The sequence below is a fragment of the Proteiniclasticum ruminis DSM 24773 genome, assembly GCF_000701905.1.
In the GTDB taxonomy this organism is placed as follows: domain Bacteria; phylum Bacillota; class Clostridia; order Clostridiales; family Clostridiaceae; genus Proteiniclasticum; species Proteiniclasticum ruminis.
Genome location: NZ_JNKC01000008.1, coordinates 102,294 through 127,416, shown reverse-complemented (window position 1 = coordinate 127,416; position 25,123 = coordinate 102,294). Strand labels below are relative to the sequence as shown.

Genomic DNA, 25,123 nt, shown 5'->3' with positions numbered 1-25,123 from the left:
ATACAGAAGAAAAACTCCACCTCTCAAGAAGCTTCTTAAGAAGTGGAGCCTTTAACTGATGTCTTTTCTGATAAACCATAAAGGGTTTATCTATGATAATTGCACTTCATAGCCGCTTCTTTCTCTAGCCCAATGTTTTCAGCATAAGGCGAACAGTTCTTTCATGAAGACGCTCAATCATCTCTTCGCTTCTTTCCAGATTGAGATCTTGCTCCACCTTTAGTCCACAATGAATGGCCTTCAAAGGCATCAGTTCATGTACGAATGCGCTGAAAAAACCAAGAACTGTCATTTTCAAATCCTCTAAGGTAATCTCTTCTGCAATACTGCCTTCTTTTTTCCCGATGAGCATCGCCCTTTCGAGTTCTCTCCATGTGACAGCATCCATCTTTTCCATCATGAAGGGATCCATATAGGACCCCTTGGCTGATGTAGACTGATGCTCTGACAGCACGAGAAGAAAAATTCCCGTGAACCTTTTATCCAGGCTTTCTTCCAGAAACTGAAGCGCCTTCTCCAGTATTCCTTTGAAGCTTTTTGCCTCAAAGACAAACCGGACCATATTTTTGAAGTTTTCACTCATATGATAGGTAAGAGCTTCTCTGATAATTTCTTCTTTACTGGAAAAGTACTCATAAGCGGTACTTTTCCCCATGCCGGATGCTTCAGCAATCTCCGCCACCTTCAGCTCATGAATGGGTCTTCCTTCCTGCAGGAGATTCATCACCCCTTCAAAGATGAGAATCTGCTTTGGAGAATACTGTATCTGATCATCCATTAGGAAGGCACCTCCTCTGAAGCTTCATTCTCCATGGAGTTCTTCTTTTTCTCACGGACAAAGAGATCATAAAGCACTGGCACCACAAAGAGTGTCAGAAGTGTCGCATAGGTAAGGCCGCCTACAGTTACCACAGCCATGGGCTGCATCATTTCTGCTCCGCTTCCGTAGCCTAAAGCCAGGGTCGTCAGTGCTAGAATTGTCGTCAGCGCTGTCATGATGATGGGTCGGATTCTGGTGGCACCAGTTTTTAAGATGGCCTCATGCTTCTCCACGCCACGCTCCCTGAGCTGATTGACATAATCCACAAACACAATACCATTATTCACCACCACACCTGCCAGGACAAGGAAACCGAGCATCGCAATGATGGAGAGCTCCATGCCGGCTACGTAGAGAAGAAGAAGTCCTCCCGTGAAAGCCAGAGGCAGCGTGAACAGCACGATAAACGGAGAAAGTAGGTTCTGGAACTGGGCTACCATGATGAGATAAATGAACACCACAGCCAAAGCGATCATGAGTACAAGATCTCCTAAAGTATCATTGATGGTTTCATTTTCCCCTTCAAAAGTAATCTTATAGCCTTCAGGCACTTCAAAGGAGGCGAACTTCTCTTCCACCTCTCTGCCAACAAGCCCAATGTTGTAGCCGTCTTTGATGCTTGCAGATACGGTCATGTACCTACTCTGATTCTCACGGCTGATGGACTGCACACTCTCTGTCACTTCCACAGTGGCGATGTCTTTTAGAATGACTGTCTTTTCTGATCCGTCTCTTTGCTGCACCACCATGGAAAGATCTCCCACGGTATTTCTATTAAGACCTTCCTGTATGGGCTTTAAAAGCACCACAGGATAACTGGCACCCATTTCGGTCAGTTGCGTCGCTGTCATTTCCTGGCTCAGCGCTTTGGATACTTCAGCAAAGACCTGAGCTACGGTGAGACCTTCTCGGATGGCCTTCACTTTATCCACAGTGATTCTGATTTCTTCCCCTGCATCTTCCAGGCCTGTGGTCACATCTTCTGTTCCTTCTGTCTCAGACAAAACCTGGGCTACATCTTTGGCAAGAACTGCCATCTCATCCGGGTCAAATCCTTCCACCTTCACCTGAATACCGCTGCCGCCGAAGGCAGAAATGTCCATATTGTTGGCACTGACTGACATATCTCCGCCCAAATCCTTAGTATTTTCATAAATCAGCTGCTCTACTTCTTTATTGGTGAGGCTTCGATCCTCTTTCAATAGGATATAGAAGGTGCTGGCGTCTCCATTATTTCCGCCTCCGCCGCCGCCAAATCCCATGAAGCCACTGCCGCCGCCTCTCATGACACCCACGGTCTCAACGGCATCAATGGAAAGGATTCTTTCTACGATATCGTCATTGAGGGCATTCACCTCAGCGGTTTCAAGACCTTCCGGCGCCTCGTAGGAAGCGCTCATCTGAGGAGAGTCCACTTCTGGAATGAACGCTGTGCCCATGGTGGTCGTCAGATAGATGCTAAGACTGAGCAGTCCCACAGCAAAAAGCACCACAATCATCTTATACTTCAGAGCTGTTTCAAGAAGCCTCTCATATCTCTTAACGGTCTTGTCAAACCACTTATGCTCTTTTTCCGAGGTGGTCTTCAGCATGGTAGCACCCATGGAAGGCACCAGTGTAAGGGCTACAATAAGACTTGCGATGAGGCTGTATCCAATGGTAAGTCCCATATCCGTAAAGAGCTGACGGGAGATTCCTTCCGTAAATACGATGGGAAGAAATACGCTGACGGTTGTGAGGGTGGACGCAAAAATCGCACCTGCCACTTCGTTGGCTCCAGTGATGGCCGCTTCCTTCGCTGGCATTCCTTCTTTTCTCAGTCTGTAAATATTCTCAATGACAACGATACTGTTGTCCACAAGCATACCAACACCCAGCGCAAGTCCTGAAAGGGAGATGACGTTGAGGGTCACATTGCTGAAATACATGAGCACCACAGCAAAGGTCAGACTGATGGGGATGCTGAGCGCAATGACAAAGGTCGGTTTCAGGTCCCGAAGGAAAAGAATCAGTACCAGAATGGCCAGGATTCCACCAAAAAGAAGATTCTCCATGACGCTGCTGGTGGTCATATCGATGTACTCTCCCTGGTCCATCATCGGTGTGATGGAGAGATTTTCATGCTGTCCTTCCAGTTTTCCAATTTCGCTGTGAATAAGATCCGATACCTCTGCCGTGGAGGAGGTGCTCTGCTTCTGGAAAGTTAAAAGCACACCATTGTTTCCGTTGATTTTGGTATAAATCTCATCCGAGTTGTCTCTTTTCTCCACCTCAGCCACATCGCTGAGTCGGATGTCACCAATGGGCTCCATACTGAAGACCACAAGGTCCCTGATATCCACAGGCTTTTCAAAAGCGTCCCCTACTTTCACGAGGATCTGTCCATCTCCCTCTTCAATATACCCTGCAGGCATACTGAAGTTCTGGGCCATGAGTATGTTCTTCACCATTTCTTCTGTGAGGATTCCTGTAAGATCCGCACTTTCCAGGGCTTGCTTTTTTGCATCCTCAAATGCCGCAAGACCTTTCTCCAGTTCTGTTTTTCCTGTGGCCATCTGCACTTCTGCTTTTGCCAGCTCAACAGCCATGGTGATCTTTCCGGCTTCCAGCTGCTCCGCAGCAGCCTTGGACTGATTGAGGCCTTTCTGAAGCTGAGGCTTCATGGCGCTTAAGGTCATCTGACGGACATTCAGGCTGGAAAGCTCCAGTTCTACTGCCACCAGAGTCTTCACGGCTTCTTGCACCTGCTCCGAAAGCCCAGAGATCATCTCTTCCGTCATTCCTTCCATAGCTTCGGGGGCACCGGACTCCATGGAAGATAAAATCAGCTGCAGATCTTCCAGTGTCAGGTTTTCTGTTCCTTCTGGAAAGAGTGCAGTGAAGATGGTGTTCATATCAAGGACGCTTCTCAGCTGATCTCTGGTAGCTTCTAAAGCGGCTTTCTCAGCGGTAAGTTTTGCCTCCTCCGCCAGAAGCGCATTGAGATTGGCCATGGCGCTGGAAAGTTCCACACTGGCCTTGGCCACCTGCTCTTTCTGATTCTGAGATTCTTCCGCTAAGGTTTTCTGTCCTGTCTCAAGGCTTGCCATGGCATTTTTCAGTTCCGTCTCATTCTTCGCAAGCTCTGCCAGAAGGTGATTCTCCACCCGCTCGTTAAGCACTGCAATCTTCTCCGGCAAGAGACTGACTTCAAGCTGCGACGCCACAAGACCACTGCCTGTTACCGCAGCTACACCGTCAAGGCGTTCAAAAGAAGGCATGATTTCTTCTTCTGTAAAAGCAGAAAGTTCATCTAAACTCATTCCCTCCACGTCTACACTGGCTACAACAATAGGCAGCATATCCGGACTGATTCTCATAAGAATCGGTGTCCCAATGCCTTCTTCCAGCCTTGCCTTCACCTGATCCAGGCTTCCAGACAGCTCAATCATGACGCTGTCCATATTGGTGCCTTGCACAAATTCCAGGAAGATCATACTGGAGTTTTCATTGGATGTGGAGTTCATACTGCTTAATCCGCTGGAAGTACCAAGAGCTGCCTCCAGAGGTCTTGTGACCAGCTGCTCCACCTTTTCTGGACTTGCGCCAGGATAGGGGGTGATTACCACCACAAAGGGCAGGTCCAGTGATGGCAGAAGATCTGTCTTCATGCCCAGAAAGGAAATGACACCCAATAGGATGGTCAGAATCACCGCCACCACAACGGTATATGGTTTCTTTACGCTATATTTTGAAATCACTTCAGGTCCTCCTCATTTAGCCGACCGAACGGTCGGTCGGAAATCTTGCTTCATTCTACCATCACCTAAAACCCCTGTAAACAAAGAAATTCTTAGACTTTCCTTAAAGACAGGGTTTCCTTCTCTTTCCTTGTTTTTTCAGCGAAGGTTATGACAGTTTGCTATGATTTCATCGTTTCTTGTTTTTCCTCAAAAAAAGAAGCTGGGAAATCCCAGCTTCTTTCCATCAATAGAGCTTTGGCAGCACCGATTGCAGAGTCAGTTCTTTATTCGTCTCACTTGCTTCATAGGTCTTCAGATAAAATTTCGTATAAAGGATATCCAGAAGGTAAAGCTGCGCCACCTTGGCAGAAGTAGATCCTCCTTGAAGCGGACCTTCCACAGAACCTGTGAGCAGCACAAGGTCTGCGTACTCTGTCAGCGGTGATTTCTGATACCTTGTCATTACAATCACCGTAGCTCCGGCTTTTTTTGCTTCTTTCGCCACTTCGATGCTGTCTTTGGTCTGGCCTGAGAAAGAAATGATCACCGCCACTTCCTTCGGCTTCATGAGAGAAGCCGTCATGGCCTGAAGATGGGAATCAAAAGCAGCACCCGTTTTACTGGTGATTCTCAGAAACTTGATATGCCCTTCCAGAGCTGTGGTAAAAGAAGAGCCCACACCAAAGAAGGTGATTTTGTCTGCTGCCACCATATAGTCCACAGCTTTTTCCATATGATCTGGATTCACCAGCTGTGCCGTACTTTCTATGGCAGAAATGTTCGCCACCCGGACTTTGTCAGTCAGCACTTCCATGGAATCTTCCTTTTGAATGGTGCTGTAGATCTTCTGGCTGGTTTTTTCCTCACTGGATGCATTGGCCAGGGCAATTTTAAACGCCTGGTACCCTTCCAGTCCTACCGTTTTACAGAATCTGAATATGCTGGCCTCTCCCACTTTGGTGGCATCAGACAGCTCCGTGATGGACATATACATGATCTCTTCCCGGTGCTTCAGCGTATAGTCTGCAATCTTCTTCTCGGATTTCGTAAAGGTATTGTATAAGGTTTCTATGGATTGATAAATATCATAGGATTTCATAGGACACCCCCTCTACTACTTTACCACGAGATGTCTTATTTTTTAACAGCCTCCATGAATCTTTTTGTGATTTCCAAAGGCCTTGTGATGGCAGAACCCACCACAGCGCAGAAGGCACCGCTGCTCATCACATCCCGAAGCTCTTCTGGGGTAGAGATGCCGCCTTCCGCAATGAGCGGTGTATGAAGCTTATTTACGATTTCTTCCATGAGAGAAACATCCGGAAGCTTCCTTTCTTTTGTGTAGTCTGTATACCCAGACAAGGTTGTGCCTAGGAAGTCAAACCCTAAAGCTTCTGCAGTCTCTGCCTCACTGAAGGTGGAGCAGTCTGCCATGAAGAGCTGATGGGGATATTTCTCCCGGATCTTCGGAAATGCTTCCTTAATGGTTTCACCATCCGGACGCAGTCTGTCTGTGGCATCCAGCGCAATAATCTCCACACCTTCTTCCACCAGGGCATCAATCTCTTTCATGGTGGGGGTAATAAATACTGGACAGTCCCCATAAACTTTTTTAATGATTCCGATGAGAGGAAGGTTCACATTTCTTTTGATCTCTTCGATGTCTTCCACAGAATTCGCCCGGATGCCCTTGGCACCGCCAAGATAAGCCGCATAGGCAAGTCTCCCCATGATAAAGGAGCTGTGAAGAGGTTCTCCGGGAAGCGCCTGACAGGAAACCACCAGATTTCCTTTTAGAGCCTCCATGATTTCTGTTTTATTCATTCGGTCTGCTTTCATCCTAAAAGGATAAAGCTTCCTCCTTTTTATCGTTTATTTTTCTGCAGCTCTTCTTCAGTCTATTGGACCAGTCAGAAACTGAAGAGGCTGAAATCCCCAGAAAGAAGCAGGGCTGCTTCTTTCCAGAGACTTTTCAGGTGTCTTATCTTACTTTGTTGATGTCGTTTTTCAGCACTTCAGCCAAGGCTCCATATACCACCTGGACACCATTGCCCTTTCTGAACACGCCTCTTGCCCTAAGATCTCCTTTCCAGGTGGCATCGTCCGCAACCTTGGAGACATCTTTCACCGTGACACGGAGTCTTGTGATGCAGGCATCCACATCCACCAAGTTTTCTCTTCCACCCAGGGCGTCAATGACCAGTTCAATATCCATATCCTTGGCAAGGACATCTTTCTTGGAATACAGCTTCACTTCCTCGTCTCCACGACCAGGGGTTTTGAAGTTGAATTTCAGAATGAGGGTTTTAAACACATAGTAGTAGATCAGCGCAGTGGGGATACCCAGAATTAGAATCCAGATGAAGTTTGTTTTCGCATTTCCCTGGAGTATACCAAAGAGGGTAAAGTCAATGATTCCTCTAGAGAATGTGACGCCTACTGCAACATCCAGCATATAAAGCACTGCATAGGCAATACCTTCCAAAAGTGCATGGATTCCATAGAGAGCCGGGGCTACAAAGAGGAAGGTGAACTCAATAGGCTCTGTGATTCCTGTGAGGAAAGAAGTCAGCGCTGCGGAAAAAAGAAGTCCGCCCACAAGCTTTTTATTCTTTGTATCTGCTACTTTATACATGGCATAAGCAGCCGCAGGAAGTCCAAACATCATCGGCAGATATCCGCCTGTAAAGAACTTGGTGCCTTCTGCACTGAACCTTAAGGTGTTGGGGTCTGCCAGCTGAGCGAAGAAAATATTCTGTCCGCCCTGAACCAGTCTTCCTGCCACTTCCATTTCTCCACCCAAAGAGGTGAACCAGAAGAGCGGATAGATGGCATGATGAAGACCAAAGATATTCAAAAGTCTCATGAAGAATCCATAGAAAAACACACCGATGGGTCCGGTCTTTCCAAAGAATTCTGCGAAGGTGGAGATGCCAAGATGCACATAAGGCCATATAAAAGGAATCACCGCACCAATGAGGCTTGCTGCCAATACACTGATGATGGGCACAAATCGTACGCCAGAGAAAAAGGAAAGAGCTTCTGGCATTTTCTTGTCATAATATTTATTGGTTAAGAATGCAACTACAATACCAATGATGATACCGCCAAGTACGCCAATACGAACAGAGAACATCCCCAGTTCATAGCCATACACATTGGCCTGCTTTGCAGCTTCCACTGCATTCATTCCTTGGGAAACAAAATAATCAATAGTGGTGGTTTCTGGAGTATGTCCCAGGAAGGAAAGCACCTTGCCAATGACAGAATGCATAACAACAAAAGAGATGGCTGCAGAAAGACCCGCTGCTCCTTTTTCCTGAAGCGCAAGACCAGAGGCGATGCCCACAGCAAAAATCAGAGGAAGGTTGCCAAAGACCACGTTACCGATGGCAGCCATGGTGCTTAATACATAGTAAAGGAATGTTCCTTCACCCAGGAGCCATGTGAGGCCGTAGGTTTCGATCATCAGACCATTGGTGAATGCACTTCCAATACCAAGCATAAGACCAGCAATCGGCAGAACTGCGATGGGAATCATGAAAGCTTTACCAAGACGCTGAAGTTTTTCAAACATAATTTTTACCTCCATAAATTAATTTCAATAAGTGCTACCGGCTGTAATCCATTACCGGTTACCAAAAGAGTACCACGTTCATTTTCAGGTTTCAAGATTTTTTGGAAAATATTTCCAAAAATGATACTAAAATGGAAAACTTTGCCAAATTGTTAGTTTTTCAAAGTATTTTACGCAAAAAAAAGAAGAGTCATGAAAACTAAAACATTCTGCATCTCATTTCTTTTCATGACTCTCTCTATTTACTTCCGGTTTCTGCCAAGTTCCTTTGCGGCAATGTCTTCCAGCTCAATGGCCCACTGAAAGAGCCTCCTGTGACAGGTGAGCAGCACCGCCTGGATTGGATCTTCTCTCTTCACTGCATACTCATATAAAAACCGGAGCCCTTCGTAGGCTCTCTCATCATCATACTGGGTAAATACATCATCCAGGAAAATCGGCAGGTTCTCTTCTCCCGACATCATAAGATCCGAGATGGCAAGCCGCAGTGAAAGATAGGCCTGATCAATGGTTCCGCCGCTTAAGAATCCCCACTCATAACTGCTCTTTCTTTCTGGGTCCTCCACGGAAATGGAGAAGTCTTTGGTGACACGGACCTTCTCATACTTGCCGTCTGTAAGTCTTCTGAAGATCTCTTCCGTTTTTTCATTGACCTTTGGACCAAAGCTTCGCTGAAGCTCCAGGAAAGCTCCTTCCAGCTGTTCTCTTGCGGTTTTCAGCGCATCATAGATCCTCTGCCTTTTCTCCGCTTTCTCTTTGTAGAAATCCAGTTCATCGTCAATCTGGCTGAGATTCTTCTTATGTCTGTATTTTTCTTTCAGCTCTGCTTCCCTTTTGGTGATTTCTTCTCGGAGGCTGTGGACCCTTGTCTCCAGAGCTTCTTCCTCTTCTTTTCCCTGACGGACTTTCTGAAAATCCTCTTCCGTGAAGTTCTCTTTACCAAGAAGCTTCTCTATGCTATTTCGAAGCGCCTCCCGTTTCCTTGCCAGCTCTTCTCTCGTCATGGAAAGCTCCAAGGGTTTTCTTTCTGATTTCAAGTAAGAAACATGCCGATCCAGTCTGTCATACGTCTCTACTGCTTCTTCCATCTCCTGAAGCACATGGACCGCAGCCGTGAACTCTTCAGCCTCTTTTATGGCAGAAACTTCATCAAGAAAAATCTTCAGGTTTTCTTCTTCTGTTTTCTTCAATGTTGATACCGCTTCACTTTCCGCCTTAAGGTTATCCACTTTTTCTGCTATTCTTTCCTGATGCCCTTTATAGAGATGATGCCGCTGGAGAAGGAGATCATAGGTGTCCACTTGAAAACTACCGAGATAATCTTCTGTCTCTTTCTTCATCTTCTTTATTTCGGTCTCTGTATCCGTGATTCTATCACGAAGTTCTTGGCGGTCCGGGCATCCTTTTTCATTTTCTTCTTTGGAAAGAAGAAGTTCCTGCTCAGTTAGATCCGTTTCAGCTCCTGCCAGTCTCTCTTTCAGCTGGGCAGAAAGAATGACCCTCTCCTCCAAGTCGTTCTTAAGGCCCTCCACAACCAAGGCTTTCTCCTGCAGCTCCTCCAAAAGCTCTCTCAAAAGACCTTCTATCTTCTGAACTCCTTCTTCTGTCTTTTCCAGGTTTATCTTCTGCTTCTTAAGAGCTTCTTGGATGTCACGTTTCTTTTCTTCGGATTCTTTTTGCACCTTCTTCAGCTCATCACGGTATCTCGCAACAAGGGTTTCATCCACTTTTTCTACGACTCGCTCAGCGGTGCTTTTCTTTCTTATGGAAAGAAAAGCCAAAAGCCCAGAAAGAACCAGTCCGCCGTAAAAGTATGGTTCCACTAAAACACCCAAAAGCACGGAAGCGGCTGCAGCTAGAAGAGCCAGTCCGAGGATACCTTTATTCACCACTTTTCCGCCTGCTGTTTGTTCTGTGACCTTTCTTGGCTTCTCCGCATCCTGAAGGCGCTCCATGGCCTCCTTTATGCTGCGCTCTCCCTTGATGGACTCTTCCTTTTCACGGTCTTCGGTGCTTCTCACCTTTTCTTTTAGGACCGCTGCTTCCACCTCAAGATTTTTCAGCTCCTGCTCCAGCTGAAGTTTCACTTTTTCCAGTCTATCCTTTTCCGCTGCACCTTCCTTGTACATGGTTTCTTGATCCTGCAGATCCCTTTTCTCACGATGATAGGTGAGTGTCAGCTGTGCCTGTTTCTCTTTAAGCGCATCTCTTTTCTTTTTCATTTCTTCCAGTTCATCCAGTTTCTCTACTTCCAGATGAAGATGGGTTAAGAGCTCCTTACACTTTAGAAGATGCTCCTCCTTCTCCTTCAGTGTCTCCAGATCCTCTTCTTTCACTTCTTGCATGGGATGTTCTTTCAGCCTTGTGAGGTCCTGCTTCAGCCTCTCCAGCCTCTCTTCCTCAGCATGCAGCTTATTCGAGAGACCCTCCTGGTCTTTCAGACGTCTTTTGAGATGCTCCAGATGCTCTTTCGTGAGAATCCCCTCACTTGTGGAGAGCTTTTCCTTCGCTTGGTCCGCCTCTTTTTCTGCTGTAAGAAGCTTCTCTTCCCGTACAAGAGCTTCTTCTACCTTTTCCATCTCTGAAGCATACTCAAGAACTTTCAGCTGTTCTTTCAAGCTTCTCTCCTTGGCTTCCTCTTCCTTGAGCTCATCCTTCAACTGACCTATGGCGAAGGAGGCCTGCTTTTTATCGAGTTCATCCTGTTCAGCCTCATAGCGCTCTTCTTTCAGCCTTTCGATCTCTTCTTTGGCTTTCACCAAAGTTCCCTGCCTTCCACTTCTGGAAACCAGAGCTTCCATGGAGGAGGTCAAGGTATCCAGCGCCTTCTTATAGCTGACATCCTCACTGCCGGTGGTGACGAGATTAAGAAGCTTCTCTGTGATTTCATCTTTCTTGCCGCTGGCATCCACAAGAATACCGCCCTGTCCGATGAATACACTCTTGGAAAACGCCTCTTCTCCAAGGCCGAAAAATTCCTGTCCCGGGTCCTTCGCACTTGTCCACTTGATGGTTTCTCCCGTGATTTCATCAAGAATCTTCACCTTGTCGGAGCTGTTGCTCTTCCCAAAGGTTCTTTCCAGGCGATAGAGAATCCCTTTATGTTCAAATAGAATATGCCCCTTCATCTCCTTTCCGTTCCAGGGCCTGTATTTATCTCTCAGGTTCTTGGAAAGATCTTTCGATCTTCCGCTGTATCCATAGAACATCATGAGGATGAAGGCCATGAGGGTACTCTTTCCGTCCTCATTCTGACCAAAGATGACGTTCATGCCTTCTGAAAGCTCCAGGTCGTAATTTTCAAATTTGCCAAAACAGTCGATATGAATTTTTCTAATCTTCAATGATATTCACCTGCCCCTCAAAGGAAGTCATGCCGTATTCCAGTGCTTTCTCATAGGTAGCCAGAAGCACTTCATCCCCTTTTTCTTTTGCCTCTTCCAGAAGGCTTAAGAGATTTCTCACATAGAGTCCGCGAAGGCTCACTTCCTCCCGAAGGAGTTCATAGTCTCTTTCCACCATCCGGTCATCGGACAGATCCAGATGATACAAGGATTCAGAAAGCGTTCGTTCTATGGTCTTTATAGGAAGAAGCTCCTCCTCCTTACGGGTTCCTGTCAAGGAGATCTGGTAGATGTGCTTTTCATAGTCTTTGCCATAGGCTTCCGCTAAAGTGTCTTTGATCTTATGCTCCACCTCCAGCTCCCGCACCAGCCCTGTGACATCTATGGTTAAACGGATGTACTGCCTCTGGCAGACTTCCACATAGCGGAGCGCATGATGCCCTTTATATAGTTCTCCAAGATATACACCCTTACTCCCCAGCTCGTCAAACCCTCTTCCTTCGGGACATCCTGGGTAGGCATAGAATGTATCTCCAGCTCTCCCGATGTCCTCCCGTTTATGGATGTGACCTAATGCCACATAATCCATCCCGCTTCTACTAAGCTCTTCCACACTCATGGCATGATAATCGCTTTTTTGGCCTGGAGATACTACATCACCATGGATGCAGAGGAGATTGAGACGCGTAGGGTCCACTTCCTCAAAATGGAGCATAGACTTTCTCTGATACGTGCTTGTGAATCCCGCGCCATAAACAGCCACGTTCTTATCTTCAAGCACCACTCTTTCCATAGCTCCTTTAAAAATCTTCACATTTTCCGGCCATCCGTCCTCAAGATAGGGAGAATCCAGGGAAATATAGTCGTGGTTCCCTGGAGAGATAAAAACAGGGCATGAAAGTGCCCCAAGATAACTTTTCACGGACTGCACTGTCTCTAGGTCCACATTGGACCCTTCGAAGAGATCTCCTGCAATGAGAAAAATCTCCACCGCTTCTTCCCGGCAGAGGTCTGTGATTTTTCTAAAGGTCCGGAGAAGCTCCCCTCTTCTTTCCTTACTTTTCTTTGGCAGGGTCATCATTTCTGATCCCAGATGTAAATCTGCGCAGTGGAGTATTTTAACCTTCTGCATCTTTCTCCTCCTGATTTCTTCTACTTTATATGAATACTTACTTTGTTCTTTCCTATAATTCTATCAGGTACCTTTATCCTTTGCCAGATAAAAACGAATGATTGTTCTTTTTTGTCTCTATAGTCACAGATTCGGTATCATAAGAGCCAAAAGAAGACAGGAAGCTTCCCCTTCCTGTCTTCAACTCTTCCATATGCTACAGAATAAATACACCTATGAGCTTTTCCAGGTCCTTCGCCAGCTCGTTCAGTTTCTCCGTCTGTAAATTGATTTCTTCCACCCCAGCCAGCTGCTCCTCAGTGCTGGCCGTGACTTCTTCCGTGCTGGCTGAAATCTCTTCTGTGCTGGCAGAAATGCCATTCATGGAATCCACAATGATTTCCTTCTTCCCGGTCATCTTCTCCATTTCTTTCTGGATCTCCGAAATCACAGCCACCACTTTCCCGATGCTTGCCATGATGCCTTTAAACTGAACTTCCGTTCCCTGTACAGTGACATTCTGCTCTTCCATGGCGGAAGTAAGACTTCCTAGGGTCACCTTTGACTGCACGGCACCTTCCTCAATGATCTGAATGAGGTCCCGGATTTCCGTCACAGATTTTGAAGATTCCTCTGCAAGCTTTCTGATTTCTTCAGCAACCACGGCAAATCCTCTACCTGCTTCTCCGGCTCTTGCCGCTTCAATGCTGGCGTTTAGAGCAAGCAGGTTCGTCTGCTGTGAAATGCCTGTGATGGTTTCTGTAAAGATCTTGATTCTTCCTGTGGTATCCGTGACACCAGAAACCACTTCACTGATTTTCTTTGTGGCTTCCCCGGATTTTTCTGTCACCTCCAGAAGGTTCCTCACGGTCTTCAGACCTTCTTCGCTCTGGACCACAGTCTCTTTGGAAAGGTTCTCTACAGTCCTTGTCTTCTCTGCTACTTCTTCAATGCTTTCTGCCAGTTCCTGAGCTTCCACTGCAGCTTTCTCTGTCATGCCTGTCTCTTCAGAAACAGCCTGAGCCACTTCCTGAATGGTTCGTGTCACTTCATTTAGTGCCATTTCCGACTGAGTAGTCACTGCTGCCAGGCTGCTGGACAGATCCGTCACAGAAGAAGCGCTGGTTTTCATGGTGCCTACAAGATCCGTAAGATTCAGCAGCACTCTGTTGAAGGATCTGGAAAGCACTGCTGTCTCATCTTTCCCTTTGACGGGAAGTTCGGAGAGGTCCAGATGATTTTCAGACATTTTCTCCAGACTTTCTGTAACTCTTCCCAAAGGCTTTGTGATGCTTCTTGATAAGATTATGATGATGATAGCGCCAAACAGTACAGCCCCAAGGAAAACATATATCACGATCGTACGGATATGATCTGCTCCGGCGTTAAAATCCATCTCATAGGCTCCTGCAGAAATGATCCAGTCCCACTCTTCGTCATATTCCTGATAGGAGACTTTCGGTGCAGCTTCTTCCCTTCCTGGGAGATTCCAGGAATAGGTGACAAAGCCACCCCCGTCCTTGGCTGCTCTTACCTGTTCCTGGGCAAACTTCATCCCGGACCCTGATTTATCCGTGGTCTCCCATAGGTTCTCTCCTTCTAGGCTGGGATGCATCACTAGAGTGCCATCACTGTCGTAGGCAATGAAGTAGCCATTTTCCCCAAGATCAATGTCCTTCTTTATGGTTCTTTTTCCATCCTTGTCCTTTTCAGACATGAGAATCTGTCGGATGGATTCTTTGGCTTCTTCCAAAGTCAGTTCTCCCCACTCCACTTCCTTCTTCTTGACCTCTATGAGCTGCCTCACTTGATGCACACTGTTTTTCAAAATTACTTCGCCCTTGATGTTCAGCTCTTCTTTGGCAGAAAGATAACTGGCAGTCCCCAGTATCATAATAGGCAGAAGCAGCAAGAGGCTAGAGACTGTGATGAGCTTGGTTCTTATCGTTTTAAACATGAATCCTCCATTTGTATGTACTTATCAAGTTTTTGTTAGTATAGTATCAATGCTTACAAGTGATTGATTAAAATTACTTAATTTGATCAATCGTATATCTATACTTTTCTAATCGGGTGCAACTTAATTTTGTTAAGTACTTCTTTGAAGAAAATGGAGAATTATTCTTTTGAAAGGATGATTCTCTTTTGCTTTTTTGGGCTCTCTCTTATAGGAGAGCCACACCCCATCGCCAAGTTTCCTTTCAAAGACAAAAGGGATTCCGAAGAATCCCTTTGTCTCTATCCTGTGCCTATGATCCTCTGTACAGATTCATTTCATTCGCCATCACCGCAAAACTTCTTTTCACTTCTTTCTTTCAGATTTGTGGTCCTTCCCTATAAACATCGTACCTTTCAACGTAAGATTCATTATAAAGATCAGGCTTTCACCACCGGATACTTTTCTTCCACTTTTCTCATGGTGGAAGCCATGAGCTCCTTCAGCACCGAAAGATCGATATCCTCCAGTTTTTTCACATAGATGCAGGCTTTCCCCATTTTGAACTTTCCAAGCTTCTCTAGAAGCGCATCCTGATCTTCTCCTCCAAAATATACATAGAGGGAAATGGCTGCTTTTCTCGGAGAGAACCCTAAAATGGGCCAGTCCCCTTCCTGCTTGCTTCTGTCTGATTTGTAGTGGTACTGTCCAAGACCAATCATGCTGGATCCCCACATCTTTGCTTTCCACCCGGTGAACTCTTCCATAAGAGCCAGCAGAGCCAAAGCATCCTGAGCCTTTTTCTCTGTATCTGAAAATGCATGGATGAACTCCACCACATCTTCCTCTGTTTTCTTGGTTTTGATGCCTGCCATTTTTCTACCCCTTTCTCTTCTCATTTCTCACAAGGAAGGATACTCGATCCTTTCGCTTCTAGTCGGCTCTCTCTCCAAAATCCACGTCGATGGACGCTCTTTCCGTCTGAAGCTCAATGATTTTTTCTTTTCCTTTAAACAGCAGAAGTGCCATCCTTCCATCCAATGACTCCTTGATCTTCGCCCGCATCTCCCCATGGTCTGGAGACGCCAGAGCCACCGGATTGAGCTGCTTTGCTTTCAGCACCACTTTATGGCGCCCTTTTTGGATTACAGCCACAAAGGCATCCTCCCGAACCTTAAAGTCCAGCATAAAACTTCCTTCAATGGAGCTGAAACGGTACTCTTTTCCTTCATGATGCAGAACCAGGAAAAACCCTTTAGCGGATTTTCCCAGCATGGGCACCGTGGCATAACTGAAAGCGATGGAAGAGTCTTCAAAGTCATTGGCCTGTGCCCAGACATAGTTTTCTGGAAAACTGGTGCCCCAGTCTTTCTCCATATACCCTTTGGCACCTGATATGAGAAAGCTGTCCTCTCCCACCGTAAGGTTTCCAGACACTTCATGGTTCATGCTGATGATGCCATGATTGCATTCATTGGGAAAGTGGGTGAGCCACCCCATGATGCCGGGTTTTAAAAAGGAAGTTCTGATGGGAGAAAGTTCTCCAAAACGGAAGCTGCCTTGAACCTTCTTTCCATCCATCTCGAAGTCCAGAACCATCTTCTCCTTGGACAGGACGTTATTTCCAATGTGCAGCACAAAAGGATTCTCCTCCACCCACATCTCTTCTATAGGGTAGGAGATGTATTCCGTGTCGTGATCCAAGCTGCTGGTGAACTGAAGAAAAGCATGTTTTGTCTTCTCGTGGGTGGTATAGCCCCAGATGACAGAAAACAAGATTCCTGCCTCTTTAGCATCCACCTTGGAGAACCATCCTTCAAATGCATCTTTTTTATCCAAACCAACCATGAGTCCAAATACGTCCAAAATAACCACTCCTATCCATTCATTCTAGTTCCTTTTATTATAAGTCAGCGGCCCAGGAAAAGGCATGAACAATCTATATCATTTCAAAAAGAAATAGAAACAGCCTGCAGAAGCTCCGCAGACTGTACTCTTTTGACTATAGGTCTAAACCCAGATCCTTTAAAGACTCCTCATCAAACATCCTGTCCCTAAAGTAATACTTCCGGTCTTCTTCTGTGATGAAGCGCAGCACTCTACAGGGGTTACCAGCAGCCAGTGCATTGTCCGGAAGATCTTTTGTGACGACGCTGCCGGACCCAATGACCACATTATTTCCAATGGTGACGCCCGGTAAAATCACCACATTGCCGCCAACCCACACATGGTCTCCTATGGTTACTTCAATGCCGTACTCATATCCTGTGTTTCGCATCTCTTGATGCAGGGGATGTCCTGCCGTATAGATGGAAACATGGGGAGCAAACATCACATTTTTACCGATGGTGACTTTCCCCACATCCAGGATGGTGAGATTGTAGTTTGCGTAGAAGTTTTCTCCTACATGGATATTATAGCCATAATCACAATAGAAGGGTGGATTCACCTGTAGCTCTTCTCCTGTGGAACCAAAAAGGTTTTTGAGAAGATCCGGTAGCCTCGTCCACTCCTTTGGGTGCAGATGATTGATTTCGTAAATCTTCTCCCTGCAGATTGCTCTTTCCTCTGAAAGTCCGTCCATCCAGGCCTTGTAGGGTAACCCCTGCAGCATTCTTTCTTTATGATCCATGAAACTTCCTCCCATCTACTCATTCATCCTAAGATCATTCTATCAGAAAACTAATGCCATAATCATACTTGTTTTCCTATTTCAACCTAAGTACGATGTAGTCATCTAAAGCTACAGTTCCCAACGAACAAGATTTCTCTCCCATTAGTGATAGAGTAATCCCAAGCACATTGAAAATACATTCGAGCTCCTTCACCATGGAAGGACTTCTTCTTTTTTTATGCAAAAAGAAGAGTAATGTTCTGACTTTTATGGTTTTATATCCTTTTTGAAAAGATCTATAAAAACATCCTCTCAAAGAGATTCAAAAAAAGAATCCATATGAGGGGATGTTCCAATTTATTGGCTTTTTATAGAAAACGGTAAAGCTCCTCTTCTGACATAATTCTGATGGGATGTCCTTCAGACATCATTTTTTCAGCTTTCAGCACCTTTGAGGATTTCCTGGCAGTCCATTCTTCCTTACTCCCAAGAACGAGAATTTCCGTCTTTTTTGTCACAGAATCCACCGCAACACCACCCACATTGACGACCTTCTGTAGAAGCTCCTGCCTGGTCTCCCGAAGAAGCGCTCCAGTAATGCAGATGCATCTTCCATACAGTGGATGATTTTTATCAACTTCATTTTCTGGCCTCTTCAGTTCCTTCAGGTTCAGACCAGAGCCAAACCGGTTTGGTTTTGGTTTTTTCTTCAGTTCGATGCCATTTCTTCTGCAGTGTTCCCGCATACATTCATAAGCTCTCTGAGTCATGATGCAGTCAGCCATGGAGCGGTGCGCACCATCCCGCTCAATGCCAAACCTCTCTGTCAGATCCTGAAGTCTGTGCCTTGCGGTTGGATAAAGTTTTCTGCTGATTCTCATGGTATCCAGATAATCATTTGGAAATGGCATGCCAAAGTGCCTCTCATAGGCAGCGTTCAGAAAACCTAAATCAAAACTTGCATTATGGGCAAGAACTGGACGTCCATCAAGAAAACCATGAAGTCCAGGAAGTGCTTCCTCAATGGTAGGGGAGAATCTCACCATGTCATTGCTGATACCAGTAAGATTTGTAATGAACCCTGAGATTCTCGTCTTAGGTCTCACTAAGGTGCAGTACTCTCCTGTTTGAACACCACCCCGAAAAGCAATGGCCCCGATTTCAATAATTTCATGGGTCACCGGAGAAAGTCCTGTGGTCTCCAGGTCCAAAACCACATACTCCTCTAAAAAATCTTCGATGTATTTCCCAGCTCTACGAATGCTTCTGCTTTTTTCCATATCCTATTCCTCTCTTTATCTATAAGGCCAGAAAATCCAGCATGGTCTGCATCACTGCATCCTCATGATGATTCCCAGTGATAAATCTGGCCCGGTCCTTGACCTTATCCACTGCATTTCTCATGGCAAAGCTAAAATGAGCCCGGTCCAGAAGTTCCAGATCGTTATATCCGTCTCCAAAGGCCATGGTTTCTTCTCGGCTCACAGAGAGCATCTCCTGAAGTCTTGCCACCGTAGTTCCTTTGTGAACACCGTGGGCTGCGATATCAAGCCATGTGTCCTCCGATGCCACAAGATAGGCTTCCTCCTGGAACTCTTCCATTTTTTTCAGTGTATCATAGCAGTTCCCCTTTGGATCATGCACCGTAATTTTCACAAAAGGCTCTTTGATTTCCTTGAAGTCTTTCACAATAATCACCGTCTGATAGGAGTTTCTGACAATCTGCGCTTCAGATTCCGAAACAGTGTCTTTCAGATAAGCTCCCACATTGGTGCAGGGAATCAGCGTCTGATGAGCTCCTACTTCTTCCAGCTTCGCAAGGATCCTCTCTCCCAGACTGTTTTCGATAAGGGACTCAAACATCACTTCCCCATTTTTTTTAATTCTTGTGGCACTGTCTCCTAGAATCCAGACATCTTCTTTCTCGTCTTCCAACAGCTCCTCCACCCGCTCACACTGTTTTCCTGTGACGCAGGCAAAGTGCACGCCTTTTTTCTTCAGTTTTTGCTTCACCTCTTTAAAGAGGGTTCTGTTGTAGTCTCCTTCTTTATTAAGAAACGTCCCGTCCATATCTGTCAGTATCAGCTTAATCAATCGTTCTCTCTCCTCGCATCTTCTCTTTCATACTTCATCTTTCTTCTATTCTACCATGGAAAATAATCCTTTGGTGAGGATGAAAAGTTCTGAAGAACGACCAAGAAAAATCTTAAAGGTTTCTACATTCTTTCCCAAGAACTTTGTGATATATTCAGGGAGAATAGGATACTGCCCTCATGAAAGGAGATCTATGAAGATGAATCAAAGAAAATGGATAAAAAATACAGTACTGACTCTAGCTCTCTCAGGCCTCATGCTTTCAAGCTTTGCTATGCCTTCAAAGAAAGTCCTGGCCGACGAACTGAAAGACCCGGTATTCGCCTATGGAGAAAGCCTCACGGCATCTGAGAAGGAAAGAACCGCAGAGCTTCTATCTGTAGAGCAGGATAACAAAGAGATCATCGTAAAAATCAATGAACTCAATGACATTCTTCACAACAGCTACGACTACTATCAGGTATACTCTTCCGTTTATCTGAAGCCCGGGGACACTGGGGAAGGGGTCCGGGTGGAGATCGTCACCCCAGAAACCATCACAAAAATCACTCCAGCCCAGTACCAGAATGCGGCCATCACCGCAGGAGCTGTGAATCTCACCATCCGCATCGCTTCCGTAAAAGCCGTGGACGGTTCCGGTGCATTGGCCGGTGTGTACAAAGCCTTCAGTGATGCAGGTTTTGAGCTGCCTGAAGAAAATGTTATCGTAGCTCAAGAAGAGCTTCAGGAAACCTCTGACATCAGTGAGGAGAATGAGGGGAAAGATGGATACTCTGATGAGCTCTTAAATGCTGCCATCGCAGAAATCAAAGCCCAGATTCAGAAAGAGAAAGAGGAGAATGGCGGGGACATCAATCAGGTGAACATCACAAACATCGTGAACAATGTCCTCAACAACTACAACCTGGGCGATATACTCTCTGAAGAAAACAAAGAAAAGCTCATCGAGCTCATGAAGAAGTTTGGAGAGCTGGAGTTTACAGAGGCTCAGAAAGAAGCCATCAAAGAATTCGGAAAGAATCTCATCGAAAACGGCGGAAATCTTCTGGATGACGTGAAGTCCACCTGGGACAACCTGGATGAGGATGTGAAGACGGGGATTGCAGGATTCTTCAGAAGCATTATGGAAGCTATAGGAAACTTCTTTAAGGGACTGTTCGGTTAAGTAACTCCACAATAACTCCATTCAAAAAGGAAGAGGCACGGAGCTTCTTCCTTTTTACTTTTATATACTGTATTTATCAGTTGATTATGCCCTCAGAATCCTTTCTGCAGCGTCCTCTGGAGATTCACTGCTGGAATTCACCAGAAGCTTTGCTTCTATGCCTTCCCAAAGATGCATCTGCTTCTCTAGCATCATCTCAAGAGACTTCGGCAGATTTCCGTGCATACGCTCTGCAAATCTTCTTTTGATATCTTCCAGTGTTGCCGTAAAGCGCACAGTGAAGATGTTCTCCTTAACACTAATGCGATCAAAAAGCTCCTTATCTGTACAAACAAAAATCAGAGATTCTTCCTTACCATGCCAGCAGCTTCTACCATTCTCTCCTGGAAGACCCTCCAGGCCTCACCTTCCGCTTTTGCAAGTCTCAGATAATCCTTACCTGAGTAAATCTTAGCACCGGTTCTTTTTCCTGCAATCTCACCTGCTGTGGATTTCCCGCTGCAGCTGGGACCCATAAACATAAATAACATATCTCGTCCTCCTCAATTGTCCAACATATTTTTCAAAATAAATGCATCACACTACACACTTTGTTCTTGCAAAAGAACCATGCATCTCTTATATAATGGATCTAGTTCACAGCCGCAGCTTCCGCATTCCTCATCGGCCTGCTTTACAGCTTCCAAGAGAGTTTCCCTTGAAACTTCTCCAACCAAATATCCTTGGGATGGTACAGAAATCAGGTCCCACCCAGAATCCACAAATTTTTTCAGAATCTTTTTTAGCTCTTCCATTTCTAATCCTCCAATATCATCATTCATTCTTATCTTAGAAGTACTTTTCTCAGAATCCATTCCATTCCTGATAGAACTGCTCTAAAAATCTTCGCATGAACTCTTCCCTCTCTCTGGCCATTTCCTTGGCTGTCTCTGTGTTCATAAGATCCTTCAAAAGAAACAGTTTCTCATAAAAATGATTCACCGAAGTGCCTTGGCTGTTTCTGTACTCTTCCGGAGTCATCTCAAGATTCGGCTTTTCCGTGGGATCATACATGGCTCTTCCACGGCTTCCCCCAAAGGCAAAGGTTCTCGCTATTCCTATGGCACCTAAGGCATCCAGGCGGTCCGCATCCTGAACCACCATTCCTTCTATGGTGGAAGGGGTTTTCTCTCTGCGGTTTTTGAAAGATACGGTGCTGATGGCTTCCAGGACCCTTTTTTGTAGATCCAGGGAGATCCCAGCTTCCCCCAAGAACTTTTTCGCGAACTGATGCTCCTTGCTTTGAAACAGCTTCTCATCATCCACATCATGAAGAAGAGCCGCTAGAGACACCACCTCCAAAGAGCAGTCTGTTTCTTTTGCCAGCATTAGTGCATTCCGATAAACCCTTAAGGTATGATAGACATCATGACCCGATGCTTCCCCTAGAAAATGACTTTCTACCAGCTTCTTAATCACCTCGGTCTTCTCCATAAAAGCGAGAAAATCCTCAATCTTCTCCACATTCTTCTCCAGAGGATCTTCCCCGCTTAGATTCAGCTGAGGGCATGGAAGAAGCTTCTGCCACTGATCATGTTTTTCGCGGCTTCTCATATGGGCGCTTCCAGTATCGTATTTTCCAGCCCACTCCAGAAACCTCAGATGCTGCTCATACATATCTCCCTCCGGGAGAATACGTGCTCCAAATTTTTCATATTCTCTTTCTTTAATCCTATGAAGCCTGACTTTCGTCTCTGTATCCAGGCGCACTGCCAAGGTGAACTCTTTGATGAGTTCATCTCCCCAGTCCACCAGAGATCCACATAAGACAACCTGGTCCAGCATTCTGATCTTTTCAAAAATCATTGTCACCGCCTCTTCAGGACTCATTTTCTCACTGTACATGGGATTGGTTCTTTTCCAGAAAAAATCATCCGTATCCAAAAAGACATATCCGAGTCTTTTGCTGATTTCTCTGCCCAGGGTAGAAGTTCCTGACCCGGAAGCACCATAAATATGTATGACCTGTTTCATCCCGTTCACCTCCCTTTTGCTTTGCAGCATGCCTTCCTGCTTCACTGAACCTGACCGTCTAAAACGACAGACTAGAACCATTTCTCATCTCTTTTACGGTACTCTATCTTTTTAGAATTTTCAATGATTATTCTTCGAAACCAAAAGAATCTCAAAGAAAAAGACTGCGTGGCACCCTTACACCATGCAGCCTGATTCTTTTTGAGATTCTGTGAGACTATGGGGCTATCTCTTCCATCAGTGGAAGGAAGCTTTGCTCCAGCGTCACGGGATCCAGCACCGAAATTCGCCTTTTCTCATCATTGTTGTGATAATACAGCTTGCCGTTTACGTAGTTCAGGCTGAACGCAATCTCCACCTGAAGAAGCAGTTCTTCTTCGGATCCATCCGCCCTGCTTTTATATATGCCCTGATCTGCATTGTCCTGCCGACGGCCCGACCAAAAATAATAGATCAAGTCTTCTGCCTCTGTGACGTCACTGATTGCTTTATCCAGCTGTGAAAACTGGCCATTCTCCGTATTGAATCTTGTCATTCCTCTACTTCCGTCCACCCTTGGCTCGTACAAGATGAATCCCTTGGCAGGAAAAAGATACGTACCGAAGGTATCCTGCTCGTCCACTTTCTCCGGTGTTCCACCAGTAAGGGGAAGCTTATACACATAGGACTCGCTGGCTCCATCCAGGTAGTTGTTCAAGTAGATCATATCATTCACCAGCGCATATCCTTCGTAAACATCCTTCACCAGCATGGTTTCTTCCGTTTCATCATATTTCATCCGGAAAAGTCCACCCTCATTCTCACTGTTGAAGAAATACAGATATTCGTCAAATAGGAGGAGATCAGTGATATAGCCTTGATGAATCTGCTGAAAGTTATCCCCGTTCTCATCCATTCTAAAGATACCATACGCATTGTCCGAAACGTTCTCTGGATAATAATATCCAGCAAAAAACAGCGTCCCATCTCCATAGTTCAGAAAACTGAACTGACCTTCCACCAGCACCTCTGATTCCTTCGTCTCCAAGTTGGTCCGAAGAATATTCCCTGTAATCATGCGGTCCATGTGATATAGATAGGGCGCCTCATAGACTGCCATACCATCATTTTTGATGTTGGACATGGTGTTGCCAAAGCCTTCCAGGGAAAGCATTATTGGTTTTTCTTCTTCCGGATTTTCCTCTGAAGGCTCCTCCGTCTCAGGATTCTCAGAAGGGGTTTCTTCAGATGGCTCTTCCTCCTTGGGCTCATTTCCCGGTGTATCCACAGGTTCACTCTTGCCACAGCCAGCTGCAAAAATCAAAAGCAGTACCATCAGAAAAGGGAACATCCACATTTTTTTCATAAAAACACCATCCTCTCTCTTTCTTTTTATACCTGTAATCTTTTTAATTTTATCCGTCAATCCCATCCCAAACAGGTACATGGAGTCTGTCACTTAACGTAAAAGCATCCTCTCTGGCTTTCTCCCGACGGCTGTAGGTGATCACATGCACTCTTTCTCCGTCTGCTTTCACAAGGTTCAGTTCATAGACTGGAACAAACCGGTCTGGCCTATTGTCTGCACTTTTGACTCTGGACATCCGAAGAAGAAGCTGCAGTGCGTGAATGTCTGAAAATGGCACTGCATTCTGACTGCCTTCTGACTTCATCGTCGCTTTCGCTTTCTTCCCTCTATAGAAAAGACCCAGGTTCTCATCAACGGCGATGATCCGGGAAGACTGGAAGAAAATAAATACCCCTGCTGCCATGAAAAGAACACCAACCAGGAGAAGGACCCATTTGGGCGCGTTCCCGGTGACGGGAACAAAAAAGTACACAACCACAGAAAGAAGACCCGTCAGCATGAAAATGAGAGAAAATATCCAGCCTGTCATGGAAGGCTTATAAGAAAGGACTCCTGGTTCCCGCTCATAGAGCACCGTGGACGTGGAAGATGGATTATTCTTCCCCATCCCCTGCCATGAGACCTTTTCTGCTAGTGGATCCTGGAATTTCTCTGGATCCACAACCACTGGATTCTCAAAAGAATGAAGGAGATTTTTCACTTTATCTGCAAACATTTTCAAGGCTCCCTTCAAAAAGATTAGTTCACCCTCTCATGTCCTATGATATTTTGTCTGTTAAAGAGAATTTTCTATTGATCCATTCCAGAACCGGAGTTAGATTTTCTTCTCTTACGCCATCAAAGCCCTGAAGAATGATCTCCACCGCTTCCTTTTGCCGTTCATCCTTCTCCGCAGTTTGCCTCAGCGCTTTCACAAACATCGAAAGCATCATCTTATCCATCCCCTTGAGATCACGAAGAGGCTTACAGCCGCCACGAAGATAGAAGAACGGTGTGTTCTCAAGGCCATTTCGCTTTCTCACTTCTTCTTCACTGGGTTCCGCCGTTCTGCCTGTTCCAGAGCCGCACACCGCAACCACCTTATGTCCCTTCATCTTCTGAAGTCCCTGCACTTTCCCTACTTTCATCCAGCCTAGATACAGCACCTCCGACTCCTTTGGCACCTTAGGCAGCTCCTTCACATCCACCATATCCATCCCAAGCTTTTCCGACAGCATCCTCACATACTTTTTCGTAAACCCGGTTTTTGACGCATACACAATGATCAAGCTGCTTCACCCCTTCTAAAACTCCAAGTCCTGAGCTCTATTCTACGGAATTTCTTATGATTTCACAAAGAATCAATTCTTTGTTATCTTACTATCATCATACTCCGTAGC

General features: G+C 45.7%; 21 protein-coding genes. 1 reads left to right on the top strand and 20 read right to left on the bottom strand.

Annotation, left to right across the window (positions count from 1 at the left end; translation table 11 throughout):
• Nucleotides 1–124: 124 nt before the first annotated feature.
• The 13 genes from T487_RS0110645 to T487_RS0110585 all read right to left on the bottom strand — a co-directional run bounded on the left by T487_RS0110645 (nucleotide 125) and on the right by T487_RS0110585 (nucleotide 19,218).
• Nucleotides 125–778, bottom strand: coding sequence for a helix-turn-helix domain-containing protein (locus tag T487_RS0110645; protein WP_031577067.1), 654 nt, complete (start codon nucleotides 776–778; stop codon nucleotides 125–127).
• On the bottom strand, nucleotides 778–4,560 hold the full coding sequence (locus tag T487_RS0110640; RefSeq protein WP_031577065.1) for an efflux RND transporter permease subunit: 3,783 nt from the start codon (nucleotides 4,558–4,560) through the stop codon (nucleotides 778–780). Before T487_RS0110640 ends, T487_RS0110645 begins: the two co-directional genes overlap by 1 nt.
• A gap of 226 nt (nucleotides 4,561–4,786) precedes the next feature.
• On the bottom strand, nucleotides 4,787–5,641 hold the full coding sequence (locus T487_RS0110635) for a MurR/RpiR family transcriptional regulator (protein WP_031577063.1): 855 nt from the start codon (nucleotides 5,639–5,641) through the stop codon (nucleotides 4,787–4,789).
• A 35-nt stretch (nucleotides 5,642–5,676) separates the two neighbouring features.
• Entirely contained in the window at nucleotides 5,677–6,366 is a 690-nt protein-coding gene (locus T487_RS0110630) for an N-acetylmannosamine-6-phosphate 2-epimerase (RefSeq protein ID WP_031577062.1), read from the bottom strand.
• 157 nt (nucleotides 6,367–6,523) lie between these two features.
• Complete coding sequence (locus tag T487_RS0110625; protein ID WP_031577061.1) at nucleotides 6,524–8,119, bottom strand: PTS transporter subunit EIIC; 1,596 nt, start codon at nucleotides 8,117–8,119, stop codon at nucleotides 6,524–6,526.
• 242 nt (nucleotides 8,120–8,361) lie between these two features.
• The gene (locus T487_RS0110620; protein ID WP_031577059.1) at nucleotides 8,362–11,463 is read right to left on the bottom strand and encodes an AAA family ATPase; all 3,102 of its coding nucleotides are present in this window, start codon (nucleotides 11,461–11,463) and stop codon (nucleotides 8,362–8,364) included.
• Nucleotides 11,453–12,595: a metallophosphoesterase family protein gene (locus T487_RS0110615; protein WP_031577058.1), complete on the bottom strand. Its 1,143-nt coding sequence runs from the start codon at nucleotides 12,593–12,595 to the stop codon at nucleotides 11,453–11,455. The genes T487_RS0110620 and T487_RS0110615 overlap by 11 nt, the downstream gene beginning before the upstream one ends.
• Nucleotides 12,596–12,791: 196 nt before the next feature.
• A complete protein-coding gene (locus tag T487_RS0110610; protein WP_031577057.1) occupies nucleotides 12,792–14,531 on the bottom strand; it encodes a methyl-accepting chemotaxis protein in 1,740 nt (579 codons plus the stop codon).
• 419 nt (nucleotides 14,532–14,950) lie between these two features.
• On the bottom strand, nucleotides 14,951–15,385 hold the full coding sequence (locus T487_RS0110605) for a DUF1801 domain-containing protein (protein ID WP_031577055.1): 435 nt from the start codon (nucleotides 15,383–15,385) through the stop codon (nucleotides 14,951–14,953).
• A gap of 58 nt (nucleotides 15,386–15,443) precedes the next feature.
• Nucleotides 15,444–16,376, bottom strand: coding sequence for a tocopherol cyclase family protein (locus T487_RS0110600; RefSeq protein ID WP_031577053.1), 933 nt, complete (start codon nucleotides 16,374–16,376; stop codon nucleotides 15,444–15,446).
• A gap of 136 nt (nucleotides 16,377–16,512) precedes the next feature.
• A complete protein-coding gene (locus tag T487_RS0110595; protein WP_031577051.1) occupies nucleotides 16,513–17,142 on the bottom strand; it encodes a sugar O-acetyltransferase in 630 nt (209 codons plus the stop codon).
• Nucleotides 17,143–17,492: 350 nt separating this feature from the next.
• Nucleotides 17,493–18,404: an exonuclease domain-containing protein gene (locus T487_RS0110590; protein WP_031577049.1), complete on the bottom strand. Its 912-nt coding sequence runs from the start codon at nucleotides 18,402–18,404 to the stop codon at nucleotides 17,493–17,495.
• A gap of 19 nt (nucleotides 18,405–18,423) precedes the next feature.
• Entirely contained in the window at nucleotides 18,424–19,218 is a 795-nt protein-coding gene (locus T487_RS0110585; RefSeq protein WP_031577048.1) for an HAD family hydrolase, read from the bottom strand.
• Between the two features lie 199 nt (nucleotides 19,219–19,417).
• Here T487_RS0110585 and T487_RS15490 point away from each other — a divergent pair, with 199 nt between their 5' ends.
• Complete coding sequence (locus T487_RS15490; RefSeq protein WP_031577046.1) at nucleotides 19,418–20,383, top strand: DUF1002 domain-containing protein; 966 nt, start codon at nucleotides 19,418–19,420, stop codon at nucleotides 20,381–20,383.
• Between the two features lie 84 nt (nucleotides 20,384–20,467).
• Here T487_RS15490 and T487_RS0110575 read toward each other — a convergent pair whose 3' ends face one another.
• The 7 genes from T487_RS0110575 to T487_RS0110540 form a co-directional block, all read right to left on the bottom strand.
• Complete coding sequence (locus T487_RS0110575) at nucleotides 20,468–20,659, bottom strand: hypothetical protein (RefSeq protein ID WP_031577044.1); 192 nt, start codon at nucleotides 20,657–20,659, stop codon at nucleotides 20,468–20,470.
• A gap of 62 nt (nucleotides 20,660–20,721) precedes the next feature.
• The gene (locus T487_RS0110570) at nucleotides 20,722–20,913 is read right to left on the bottom strand and encodes a hypothetical protein (protein WP_031577042.1); all 192 of its coding nucleotides are present in this window, start codon (nucleotides 20,911–20,913) and stop codon (nucleotides 20,722–20,724) included.
• A gap of 51 nt (nucleotides 20,914–20,964) precedes the next feature.
• Nucleotides 20,965–21,177: a hypothetical protein gene (locus T487_RS0110565; RefSeq protein WP_031577041.1), complete on the bottom strand. Its 213-nt coding sequence runs from the start codon at nucleotides 21,175–21,177 to the stop codon at nucleotides 20,965–20,967.
• Nucleotides 21,178–21,226: 49 nt separating this feature from the next.
• Nucleotides 21,227–22,396: an HD domain-containing protein gene (locus T487_RS16710; protein ID WP_081827622.1), complete on the bottom strand. Its 1,170-nt coding sequence runs from the start codon at nucleotides 22,394–22,396 to the stop codon at nucleotides 21,227–21,229.
• A gap of 217 nt (nucleotides 22,397–22,613) precedes the next feature.
• Nucleotides 22,614–23,741: a DUF5050 domain-containing protein gene (locus tag T487_RS0110550; RefSeq protein WP_143004639.1), complete on the bottom strand. Its 1,128-nt coding sequence runs from the start codon at nucleotides 23,739–23,741 to the stop codon at nucleotides 22,614–22,616.
• A 49-nt stretch (nucleotides 23,742–23,790) separates the two neighbouring features.
• On the bottom strand, nucleotides 23,791–24,459 hold the full coding sequence (locus tag T487_RS0110545; RefSeq protein ID WP_031577038.1) for a DUF308 domain-containing protein: 669 nt from the start codon (nucleotides 24,457–24,459) through the stop codon (nucleotides 23,791–23,793).
• A gap of 43 nt (nucleotides 24,460–24,502) precedes the next feature.
• On the bottom strand, nucleotides 24,503–25,003 hold the full coding sequence (locus T487_RS0110540) for a flavodoxin domain-containing protein (RefSeq protein WP_242848053.1): 501 nt from the start codon (nucleotides 25,001–25,003) through the stop codon (nucleotides 24,503–24,505).
• Nucleotides 25,004–25,123: the final 120 nt, after the last annotated feature.